The organism is Planctomycetota bacterium, assembly GCA_018242585.1.
In the GTDB taxonomy this organism is placed as follows: Bacteria; Planctomycetota; Planctomycetia; order Pirellulales; family PNKZ01; genus JAFEBQ01.
In genome coordinates, this window is record JAFEBQ010000002.1 from 48,019 (window position 1) to 59,726 (window position 11,708).

The window sequence follows — 11,708 nt, forward strand, 5'->3', positions numbered from 1 at the left end:
GTGTTGTTTCGCGCGACAAAATGGTTACCATTGGGTTTGTAGCGCGATCGTCAGGCCCCGGAGGCCACGATGGCCGGGCAGGGTCGTTGAACGGGGGCGTTGCTACCGACGGCAGCCTTGTGATGGGCTGCAGTTTTGCAATCGACATCGGGAGATCGAGACGCATGGCTGAGACACCTGCTCAGACAACGACAACTTCCGCAAAGACGGTTGCTCAAGCGGCGACCAAGGCCGCCCCCGCCAATGGTGCGGCGCCGACTCAAACGGCGGCGGTGCAACGTCAGGCCCCAGTTCAGGCTCGGGTGGCACAAGCCCCAACGCCGATAAGCATCCTCGATGAGTACGAGGAGATGAAGGCCGCCGGCTCGCTGGGCGTGCGCCAGATTCTGCCTGCCACGCTGGTCAGCTTGTTGGTCCACTGCGTGGCATTGATCGCGCTGGGGCTGGTGAAGAGTCAGACACCGACCAAGGAAGTGCCACGCGAGTTGGTGGCCGCGGTTGCTGATAACACTGGCGAAGTCGACGTTCTGGAAGAAGCGGTCCCGTTGGACGTTGATAATCAAATCACGGAACTCCCCGTCGAGACCGAAATGGTGACCGACGTGGTCGAATCGGCTTTGCCGATGGACATCTCGGCCGTCACGCTAGGCAACCCTGACTTGGTGGCTGGGTCACCGTTGGCGGTAAGTGAACTGGTTGGCAAGATCGGCGCCGGTGGTGGCGCGACGACCCTCTCGGGTTCGCGCGACAACAAGAACAAGATGGCGTCGGTCAAAGCCCGCGGCGGCAACGACGCCAGCGAAGCGGCCGTGGCCCGCGGCTTGGCCTGGCTGGCCGAGCACCAGATGCCCGATGGCAGTTGGAACATTGACCCAGGCCAATGCCCCAAGTGCGGCGGCAAGTGCAAGGATCCCGGTAACCGCACCCAGGCCCGCATGGGGGCCACGGCGCTCGGCATCCTGCCCTTCCTCGGCGCCGGCCAGACGCACAAGACCGGCAAGTACGCCCAGAACGTGCGGGGCGGCCTGGACTTCCTGACCCGCAACATGAAGGTCACGCCCAACGGCGGCGACTGCTCGGACCCGCAAGGTTCGCTCTACTCGCACGGGCTGTGCTCGATCGCGCTGTGCGAGTCGTATGCGTTGACCCAGGATAAATCGCTGGGGGCGGCGGCGCAGTTGGCAGTGAACTACATCTCGTACGCGCAAGACCCGGTGGGCGGCGGCTGGCGCTATGGCCCGCGCCAGCCCGGCGACACGTCAGTCGTCGGCTGGCAATTGATGGCGCTTAAGAGCGGCCACATGAGCCATCTGAGTGTCCGCGGTGACACGGTGAAGAACGCCATCAAGTTCTTGAACGCCGTGCAGGCCGACGGCGGCGCTTTCTACGGCTACACGGACACGGGCAAGGGCCCGGGGACGACGGCGGTCGGCTTGCTGTGCCGCATGTACCTGGGCTGGAAGCGCGACGAACCGGCGCTCGAAAAGGGCGTGCAGTTCCTCTCGAAACGCGGTCCTTCGCCCACCGACATCTACTACAACTACTACGCGACGCAGGTTCTCCACCACTACGAAGGGGAACTCTGGACGCTCTGGAACGAGAAGATGCGCGACCAGTTGATTAACACCCAGGCCAAAGACGGCCATCAGGTCGGTAGCTGGTTCTACGCGGGCGGGCATGCCAACGAAGCGGGCGGCCGGCTCTATTGCACGTCGCTGTCGGTGATGACCCTCGAGGTCTATTACCGGCACTTGCCGCTGTACAAGAAGAACTCGACCGACGACGATTTCTAAGTCGATTCGTACACGAGTTGTCCTGAACGCTACCTCATACAAGCCCAGGGGTCTCAACCCCTGGGCTTTTTCTTGCGCACCGCGCGCCGCCACGCCACGGCGCCCACCATCGACAGCAGCGCCCCGCGCGCCAGCCACACGCTCCACGGTTGTGTCACGTCGGCCGACGTACGCTCGATCGCCACGTCGTAATAGCCGTTGAACATCTCGTCTTCGCTGCGCGAACCGGTGCGGACTTCGACCGTCGGGTCAGGGTTCACTGGATTCGTGGCCGAGTTGTCGTACACGGCCGAACAACGCAGCACCGTACCGGTCGGGAAGCGTTTCGGCTCGGCCAGTTCGTACCGATGCTGCCAGTTGTAATCCCAGCGCGGCACGCTAAGCAGCGTCTCGCGATGGCCGTCAGGATACTCCGCTTCGTACCGAAACGACTTGCCCCGCAGGTGCAAGTGCGGAAACATCGCCAGCAACAGCATCTCACGCTCGCACGGCGCGGCATGTTCCACGCGGTGTGCGGCCGCGCCAGGCGGAATCCTTAGCTGTTCATCGACCACCAGCCGCGTGGCAACCTCGTGAGTCACGCGCTCGGGCGAGCAGAACTTCAGCCCTAACTCGGTGCGATCTGTTTGCTCGACGCCATTGGGGACGTAATGCATGACGAATCGCACGCGCCACCCGGCGGGCAGGCGCTTGGCCATCCCCGACGGAAACTCGGTCGCGCCAGTCCCCGCGGCCATCGCCGCCAGGCAGACCGAGCCGAACGCGCCGGCTTCGACCACGTCGTCGCTGCTCGGCGGGCAGAGGAACACGTTGCAGTGATGGACTACGGCCCGATTGCTGGGCCGCACCTCGACCGCGGTCACCCAACGATCAGTTGCCAAGCCTGGGTCGACATCGAACGTCTGATATTCCAGCATGCCAGTCGCTGGTACACGGAACTCGACCGGCATCGCGATGACTGCTTCCGGCTGGCCGATCTCCCAATTGCCTATCGCAACTGTGTCCGCGTCCTTCTTCACCTCAGTCTCCGCCGCCACATCCCCGCGCGGACATCCCGCCGCCACCCAAGCCGCGATCTGTTCACGCTCGCCAACCGTCAAGCTGGCGTCGTTCGCGAAGTGTCCGAGCCGCGGATCGGCGTGCCAGGGTGGCATGCGGCCATTGCCGACGACCTCGGCGATCATCGCGCCCCAGCCGACCATTTCCTCGTAACGATTCAACGGCATCGGCCCCATGCCGCCAGTGCGGTGACAGCGCATGCAGTGCGATTTTACGATCGTCGCAATATGCTCCTCGTACGTGATGCGCTGTTCGCCAGCCTGCGATACCCCGTGGGCAATTAAACAGCCCGTCGCCGGCGTCTCGGGCACGGTCACGGGCCAGCCGGACAGTAGTTCATCGAGCGCGCGGCGCAGGTCGTGCGACTCGGCCGCCGCGCGCCGCGTGCCAAGCTGGTATTGGTCGTCAACGCGGCCACGGTAGCGCACCTGACCGCCGCGGTCGAGTACCACGATCGCGGGCGTCCGCTCGACCTGCCAACGATCGGCCAGCGTCGTCCCCAGGTCTTTGGCGATCGGATACGCGAGTTGATGCTCGGCCGCGAACCGGCGCAGCTCGGCGACGCTGTCCTGTGCATGAGAATCGATCGCCAGCACGCGCACTCCGCGCGGCTGATACTCCGCGGCAAGTTCATTGAGCCGCACGGCGTACAACCGGGCCAAAGGGCACTCGACCCCTAAAAACGCCACGACCAGCAATTGCTCGTCGTCGCCGACCTCGACACGCTGGATTTGCCCCACCACGTCGCGCACCTCGGGCGTTCCGCTCAGCGCTGCACAGAGCAACAGCGGTACAATCCAACCGGTCATCACGGCGCTCGTGAAGTGGCCTGCAATGCATCCAGCGCAAATCTAGCTTGCCACTGCCGCTGTCGGGCTGTCCCCGACGATCCGCAAATCATTCGCCAGCCTCGCCGTAACCCATTACGAATCAACCGGTTATTTCGCCGCCCCAGGGCGACCGACACGTTGCCGTGAGCTATAATTGGCAAAGCGAGCGGCCCATCTGGGTTGGAAAAACGGCCCGGCCGCGCGCTACCTTCCGCGGTAGTCCGATGAGTGTCTCCACCGGAGATTCGAACGCCATGCCGGCCGATGCCGCGTTGTCGGCGCGCGAGGTGGGGCTCGAACTCGATCATCTACCGGCAAAGTCGGCGTCACCGCAGCCGGGTCCGCTGGACGTCGGCCTCGAACTGGACGGCCTCGCGCCCATCGCGGCGCCGCCCATCGAAGTCCTGACCGCCCAGGTCACGGCCCCTCCGATCGAGATTCAAATCGCAGCCCCCGCCGCCCCTCCCACCGTGGTGCCGCGCGCCACGGAAGTCGACTCGCTCGACGCGGCCGCGAACAATCAGGCCAGCATCTGGTTCCGCGCACGACAGCGATGGCTGACCCGGCGCAACACGCCCTTGATCAGCTTCACGACCAGCGCCGTGGTCCACTGCGTGACGTTCATCTTGCTGGGACTCTCCACGACGCCGATCACACCGCTGGCCGAGCCGGTGACACTGATTGCCCGCGTCGACGGCCCGACCGGTGAACCGCAACAAATGGCCGTCGACGTCACGATCGAAGAATCGACCGTGACCGAAACCTCGGTGCCGATTTCGGCCGATTCGCTGGTGGCCATCCCTCAACGTGTATCGCCCGCCGCGAGCCGGCTGGTCCCGGTCGAGACGAACCCCCTGGCGCTGGTTTCGGCCGGCGAGCTGTTGCACTCGGTCGGCGGCACCAACAGCACGATGGCTGGCAGTCTGGCCGGGCGCGGGCCGGTGCAGCGCGCCGGGCTGATCGACTCGGAAGGGGGGACGCCCCATAGCGAAGAAGCCGTCTCCCGCGGCCTGCGCTGGCTGCAAACACACCAGAACCGCGATGGCAGTTGGCATTTCAATCACCACGACTGCCCCGCCTGCAACGGCCAGTGCGGCCAGCCCGGAAGTTCATCCTCGACCACGGCGGCCACTGCGCTTGCCCTGTTGCCGTTCCTGGCTGCCGGACACACGCACCGAACCGGCGATTACCAACTGACCGTCGAGCAGGGGTTGTATTACTTGCGAGGTCGCGGGCGGCAGGTCACGCACGGCTCGGATTTCCAGGAAGGGACGATGTACGCGCAAGGGATGGCGGCGATCTGTCTGGCCGAGGCGCTGGGCATGACCGGCGATCAATCGCTGCGCGAGCCGGCCGAACGAGCGATCGAATTCATCCTGTTCGCGCAAGATAAAAAAGGGGGCGGCTGGCGGTACACGCCGGGCCAGCCCGGCGATATGACCGTGACCGGCTGGCAACTGATGGCCCTGCGTTGCGGCCAGATGAACTATCTGAAGGTTCCGGCCGAGAACGTGAAAGCGGCGGTCGGCTTCCTGGACACGATGGGCGAGGACCAAGGGGCAACGTACGGCTACCTAGGCCCCGGGCGCGAACCCGTGAGCACCGCGGTCGGTTTGCTGAGCCGGATGTACAACGGCTGGCGGCGCGATCACCCGCCCATGGCCCGCGGCGTGCGCTACCTGATCGGCCAGGGTCCGTCAAAGGACGATATGTATTACAACTTTTACGCCACGCAGGTCATGCACCACTGGGGTGGCATCGAGTGGCACGACTGGAACAACAAGCTGCGCGAATACCTGATTCAAGCCCAAGGCCGCCAAGGACACGAGACCGGCAGTTGGCACTTTGTCGACGCCCACGGCAGCAGCACCAAGGGGGGCCGGCTCTACAACACCTGCCTGGCGATCCTGACCTTGGAAGTCTATTACCGGTATCTGCCGATCTACGACAAGACGGCCGTGAACGACAGTTTTTAAGAATCGAGTTGGCGAGCAAGGCAGGGCGGCAGCGATGGATGTCGTACCGGTAATCGATCTGCGGGAAGGAGACGTGGTCCGCGGCGTCGCCGGGCGACGGGCCGAGTATCGGCCCATCGCGAGCGCGCTTTGTGCTGGGAGCGTGCCGGCGGAAGTGGCGGCCGCGTTCGTCGAGCGATTTGGCTTCGATTCGGTCTATGTCGCCGATCTTGATGCGATTACTGGCCGCCCGCCAGCGGTCGACGCTTACGCCCAGATTGCCGCCGCAGGGCTGACACCTTGGATCGACGCGGGTGTGCGCGACGCGGCCGGCGCGAAGGAGTTACTGGCAGCGGTTGACCAAATTGACGCCAACGCCTCGCTGATCGTCGGCCTGGAATCGATTGCCTCGCGCGACGCATTGCGACAGATTGCCGCCGCGCTCCCACGTCAGCGGTTGATCTTCAGCCTCGATTTGAAGCAGGGCGAGCCGCTGGCTGCCGCTGACTGGCAAGGGGTTTCCGCCGAGTCAATCGCCGACGAAGCGATCAGTCTCGGCTTTGCCCGGCTGATCGTATTGGATCTGGCCCAGGTCGGCACCGGTCGCGGGCCGGCGGTCGCGACTTTGTGTGCAAAAATCCGCCAACGATACCCATGCGTGGAATTGATCGCCGGTGGTGGTGTGCGCCGCGGCGACGATCTGCGAACATTAGCCGAATCGGGCTGCGACCTCGCACTAGTGGCCAGCGCGTTGCACGACGGCTCGCTGACTCGCGCTGATTTGGTTCCTTTCCGTAGAATGATAGACGCCACAAGGCCCCCGGCGACCCGCCGGGGGCTAACGGCTGCACACGACGCATTGCCACGCTTGAATTGAACACGAGGAATCATGGCCGACCGATCTGCATCCCCCAGCCTTTCAGCCCTTTGGTCGCAAATCGCCGAAGAGGAACAATCGCTTCAACTCGGCGGCGGTCCCGACGCCATCGACCGGCAACACGCCAAGCGTCGTCTGACCGCTCGCGAGCGCATCGCCCAGTTACTCGACCCGGGCAGTGAATGGTTCGAGTTGGGGCTCTGGTCCGCCTGGGGTATGTATGAAGAGTGGGGGGGCGCACCGGCGGCGGGCGTGGTTTGTGGCGTCGGCACGATTGCCGGTCGGCGGCAAATGATCATCGCCAACGACGCCACGGTGAAGGCCGGCGCGTTCTTTCCAGCCACCGCCAAAAAAGTGCTCCGTGCGCAGCGGATCGCGTTCCAGAATCGGCTGCCGCTCGTCTATCTGGTCGATTCGGCCGGCGTCTTCTTGCCGCTGCAAGAGGACGTCTTTCCCGACGAGGACGACTTTGGCCGCATCTTTCGCAATAACGCCGTGATGTCGGCGGCGGGACTATCGCAAATCGCCGCCATCATGGGCAATTGCGTCGCCGGCGGCGGCTACTTGCCCGTGCTTTGCGACAAGCTGCTGATGACCGAGGGGAGCGGCCTGTACCTGGCCGGCCCGGCCCTGGTGCGCAGCGCCATCGGCCAGCAGGTTTCCAGCGAGGAACTCGGCGGCGCGGCCATGCACGCTCAAGTCTCGGGCACGATCGACTATCGCGACCCGGACGACCCCAGTTGCCTGGAGCGATTACGCCGACTGCTGGCGCTGGGCCCGGCCGACGCGACCACTCCGGTCTCGCCACTGGCTCGTACCACTGCCGCCGCGCCCAAACGCTCGGCGGCGGAACTCGACAAGATTTGCACTGGTGGGCCACGCCACGAGTACGACATCCGCCAAGTGCTCGAATGTCTGGTCGACGCGGACTCGTTCGACGAGTACAAGCCGGAATATGGCCAGACGGTCGTGTGCGGCACGGCGCGAATCGGCGGCTACAGCGTCGGCATCGTCGCCAACCAGCATCGCCACGTCCGCCCGGCCGACGGCCCGATCCAGTTCGGCGGCGTGCTGTACGTCGACAGCGCCGAGAAGGCCGCGCGGTTCGTGATGAACTGCAATCAGGACTGGCTGCCGATTATCTTCCTGCAAGACGTCAACGGCTTCATGGTTGGCCGCGACAGCGAACGCTCGGGCATTATCAAGGCCGGGGCCAAGCTGGTCAGCGCCATCAGCAACAGCCGGGTGCCGAAGATCACGATCCTGCTTGGCGGCTCGTTCGGGGCCGGCAACTACGCCCTGTGTGGCAAGGCCTTTGATCCGCGCTTGATCCTGGCCTGGCCCAGCGCCCGCTGCGCCGTGATGGGGGCCGACCAGGCGACCAGCACGCTGTTGGACGTGACGGTCAAGAGTCTGGAGCGGCAGGGCAACAAGGTCGACGCGGCGGAACTGTCGGCCTTGCGCGAACGAGTGCGCGGCGATTACGAGCGACAGACCGACGTGCGCTACGCTGCGGCCCGGCAGTGGGTCGACCAGATCATCGAGCCGGCCCGCACGCGCGAGGAATTGATCACGTCACTCGACATCGTGACTCGACATGTCGAAGCCGAGGCGTTCCGGCTGGGCGTGTTCCAGGTGTGACGCCGGTTGGCGGTTCGCACTGGTGGACTAGCCCACCAGTGGCACCCAGTGCGAAGCTCTCGAAATGCGAAGCGGCGCTTACGCCGCGTGCTGGAAGTCGTGACGCGACGGAGTGAGCAGTGACTCGCGGTGGCCGTTGACCGTTTGCTCGGCAAAGCGAAACAGCCCTTCGCGCAACATCGGCAACGGCACGCGCAGCTCGCGTCGAGCCAAGGCCGTGTTCAACGACGTTTCGTCATGGTATGCCCGCGTGGTCGAACGCCGGGCTGGCGGTTCCAGGCGGACTTGCTTGCCGGTCAGACCAAAGGCGACGGCCATCTCGGCCGCGAACCGGTACTGACTGGTGCGCTCGGCGCCGGTCAGATGATAAACGCCGCGCAGGTCGACGGTCAGCGCGCGGTGCATCAGTTCGGCCAAATCGGTGACCAGGATCGGCGTGGCGTAGTTCTGGGCATCGACCGGGCAGGGGAGCCCTTGGCTGAGTTGTTCGTAAACTTGCTCGGCGAACGAAGCTGGCGTGCCGGCCGGGCTCCAACCATAAACATGGCTGCGAATCACCAGCGAGGCGTTCCCCAACAGGGCTCGTTCGAGCGCCCGGGCCGCGTCGGCGGCGGGGCTAGCGCCGGTGGCGGGCGAGATTTCGGCGTGGAACATTCGCGGCCCACAGAAGGCCGCGTCGGTGGTGAGCGCGGCCAGTTGCGCGCCCGAGCGATGGGCGGCCGCCATCAAGGCTTGTACGATTTGCATCTCGCCGGCGGTGTCGAACGAGTCCTGGCTTTGCAGATCCCACGAACTCTGCGACAGGGCGCCGCAATGCACGATCCAGCGCGGCGACACGTTCGAGGCAACCGCGGCGACTTCGTCGGCATCGGCCAGATCGCAACTCTGGAATGCACAACCTTCGACCGAGTTGCTGGGGTCGGCGCCAAGCGTCGTCACCTGCCAACGATCGCGCAGCGCCAAAGCAAGATTCGCGCCAACCAGCGTCTCGGCGCCGGTCAACAACAGCTTATCCACGTTTGCCTCCATGCTCGACAGCACGCCTCGGTGCGCCATCCCCCATGTCCGCCATTTGCCGGGCGAGTTGCGTCGCGCCGCGGCCGCTGGCATCTGACTGATTCCATCCTTGGTCCCAGTCAGGGCGGGGATTGTATCGAGACCTGTAATGTGATCCAAGGCCGATTAGACGCTAGCGGCCGCGGTTATTTTTTGGTCAGGATTTCTGCCGGGTCGGCGTGAGGGAACCGGAAAATGTCGGCCGTTTTCTCGGCATTTCTGCTCTGTTCGTCACCGCCGGGCCGCCAGTCGGCCTGGGCCGGTTTTGCCGTGCCGACCTATAATAGAAAGGCCCTTGGGTCACCGGCGCGTCGCCGTCCGCCCCAGGCGGGCCGCTAGCGACGCCCCGGGGCCGCTGGACCGCCACGCCGCACACGCACGCACGAAGCGAGGCCTGAATTGAGCACGCTTGAACCGGAACGATGGATTCCCACGCCGCCGCCGTCCTTGCCCGGCGATCGGCTGATGGAAGGGGCCGGCGAGGCCGAGCCGTCGCAGGACTTGATCGACATGATCAAGGAGTCGGCTGACAAGCTGGTCCGCGATCACACCAGCCGCGGCGATATCAAGATTCTGGAACGCGCCCTGCGCGAATTGCGTTACGCCTTCAAGGTGTTCGCTCCGTATCGCGGGCGGCGCAAGGTCACGATCTTTGGCTCGGCCCGGACGTTGCCCAGCCACCCGACCTTTCACCAGGCGATAGCCCTCGGCCGCGCCATGGCCGAAAAGAACTGGCTCGTCGTCACCGGCGCGGCCAGCGGCATCATGGAAGCGGGACACCAGGGGGCCGGCCGCGACCACTCGATGGGCATCAACATCATGTTGCCCTTCGAGCAGGAAGCCAATCCGGTCATCAACGGCGATCCCAAACTTGTACACATGAAGTACTTCTTCACGCGCAAATTGCTGTTCGTAAAGGAATGCGACGCGGTCTGCCTGCTGCCCGGCGGGTTTGGCACCTTGGACGAAGGGCTCGAAGTGCTGACGTTGCTGCAAACCGGCAAGCGCGACATGGTGCCGGTCGTGCTGGTCGACGAGCCCGGCGGCAAATTCTGGAGCGACTTCCAGGCATTTATCACGCACCGGCTGCTGGGACACGGCATGATCTCGCCCGACGACCTGGCGCTATTCAAGCTAACCGACAGTATCGACGAAGCGGTCAACGAGATCGTCAACTTCTATCGCGTCTATCACAGTATGCGTTATGTCCGCAACAAGCTCGTGTTGCGATTGCAAGCCGCGCCGAGTGCCGAGTTGCTGGCGCGGATCAACGCCGACTACAGCGACATTCTGGTCGAAGGTCAATTCAAAGTCGCGGCCGCGCTGCCCGAAGAAGCCGAAGAGACGACGCTGGCCAAGCTGCCGCGGCTGGTATTCCGCTTCAATCGCCGCAGCCTGGGCCGACTGCGTCAGTTGATCGACCTGTTGAATCGCGAAGTCACGCTGCCGGCGTGATTCGAAGAGGAACACTCTTAGCGTTTCGCTCCGCGGGCTTCGCCATTTTGTCGTGCGTGCAGGTCGATCAGGTACGCATTTGCGAGACGGTTCGCCGCTCGCTGGGCCGCGGCGTCCCCCGACAGGTACAGCCCAACGGTCATGCGCCCTTGGCCCGCGGTCTCTTCCTGCTTGACGAACAACACCTTTGAAACGCCCCGAGCCTGGCAGGTCACAACCAGCCGATCGTAGCGCCACTCGGCCGGCACGGCCAATTGCAAGCGGAACATGTGGGTTCCCTGCAAGCTCTCCTGGTTCGATGGATGGAGCTTGAAGAACACACCATGACCGGCGTGCAACGTGCCGCTGGCCCGCAGGAGCTTCTTGGGGGCCAAGCGCTGATAGGTTTCGAGCGCCGTCTTCTTTTCGGTCCAGTGGTTGCCAACGCCGGGGGAAGTTTGCACCTCGGCCGGGCCGACGCGCAGGCTCGGCAGCAGATTGCCCGACACGTCCAGCGTGTGCTGCAGCTCGGTCGTTTCCTGCCGGGCGATCGGGCCGGCGGCGTCGCTGCTCATTTCGGTGCGCGGGAAAAAGTCGACCACGCGCGCCCGCTGCTCGGGGCTGTCAACGGTGATCAACACCTCTTTCAGGTCGTCTTCGCTCCCCGCTTCCAACAACATCGACACTCGCAGCTCGACGGCCAGCACGCGGGTCTGGGGATTGGTCTTCAACTGCTCGTCGGTCGTGACGTCGGTGGCGACCGCCGTGGCGTCGGTATCGAACCGCACCCGCGGCGGCGCCGCGTGGGCGAACGACGGCATGGCCAGCGCGGCCAACAGGACGAGTGACGAGAACATGGGACGAAACGTGGACAAAACAAGCGCGACGCGCATAGCGTAGTCTCCCGCTAGAGTTCCGGAAAACCTGACACCATCGAGCCGACCGCTTCATGCGAGATCGACTGACAAAAACCTCCTTGTCATGACACGTCCCCGTGTAGATGCCGCGACAGACGCGAACACTCGGACGGACGTGGCCAGGGCTGCTGAGCGGTGACTCCGCA

At 64.5% G+C, this 11,708-nt stretch carries 8 protein-coding genes; 5 read left to right on the forward strand and 3 right to left on the reverse strand.

The window, feature by feature from the left end; genetic code table 11:
* Positions 1-302 precede the first annotated feature (302 nt).
* Positions 303-1,793 carry a terpene cyclase/mutase family protein gene (locus tag JSS27_00705; protein ID MBS0207448.1) on the forward strand — a complete coding sequence of 497 codons (1,491 nt, stop codon included), beginning with the start codon at positions 303-305 and terminating at the stop codon, positions 1,791-1,793.
* Positions 1,794-1,846: 53 nt separating this feature from the next.
* Here JSS27_00705 and JSS27_00710 read toward each other — a convergent pair whose 3' ends face one another.
* Complete coding sequence (locus tag JSS27_00710; GenBank protein ID MBS0207449.1) at positions 1,847-3,661, reverse strand: redoxin domain-containing protein; 1,815 nt, start codon at positions 3,659-3,661, stop codon at positions 1,847-1,849.
* Between the two features lie 245 nt (positions 3,662-3,906).
* On the opposite strand from JSS27_00710, the gene JSS27_00715 reads away from it, so the two are divergent.
* Genes JSS27_00715 through JSS27_00725 form a run of 3 tightly spaced genes read left to right on the forward strand, consistent with a single transcriptional unit; the run spans position 3,907 to position 8,155 of the window.
* Positions 3,907-5,658 (forward strand): hypothetical protein, encoded by a 1,752-nt coding sequence (locus tag JSS27_00715; GenBank protein MBS0207450.1) that lies wholly within the window; start codon positions 3,907-3,909, stop codon positions 5,656-5,658.
* A 34-nt stretch (positions 5,659-5,692) separates the two neighbouring features.
* Entirely contained in the window at positions 5,693-6,514 is an 822-nt protein-coding gene (locus JSS27_00720) for a hisA/hisF family protein (GenBank protein MBS0207451.1), read from the forward strand.
* Positions 6,515-6,526: 12 nt separating this feature from the next.
* The gene (locus tag JSS27_00725) at positions 6,527-8,155 is read left to right on the forward strand and encodes an acyl-CoA carboxylase subunit beta (protein MBS0207452.1); all 1,629 of its coding nucleotides are present in this window, start codon (positions 6,527-6,529) and stop codon (positions 8,153-8,155) included.
* Between the two features lie 78 nt (positions 8,156-8,233).
* On the opposite strand, the gene JSS27_00730 is transcribed toward JSS27_00725, so the two are convergent.
* Positions 8,234-9,265: a sugar nucleotide-binding protein gene (locus tag JSS27_00730; protein ID MBS0207453.1), complete on the reverse strand. Its 1,032-nt coding sequence runs from the start codon at positions 9,263-9,265 to the stop codon at positions 8,234-8,236.
* A 411-nt stretch (positions 9,266-9,676) separates the two neighbouring features.
* Here JSS27_00730 and JSS27_00735 point away from each other — a divergent pair, with 411 nt between their 5' ends.
* On the forward strand, positions 9,677-10,666 hold the full coding sequence (locus JSS27_00735; GenBank protein ID MBS0207454.1) for an LOG family protein: 990 nt from the start codon (positions 9,677-9,679) through the stop codon (positions 10,664-10,666).
* A gap of 17 nt (positions 10,667-10,683) precedes the next feature.
* Here JSS27_00735 and JSS27_00740 read toward each other — a convergent pair whose 3' ends face one another.
* The gene (locus JSS27_00740; GenBank protein MBS0207455.1) at positions 10,684-11,502 is read right to left on the reverse strand and encodes a hypothetical protein; all 819 of its coding nucleotides are present in this window, start codon (positions 11,500-11,502) and stop codon (positions 10,684-10,686) included.
* Between the last annotated feature and the right edge of the window lie 206 nt (positions 11,503-11,708).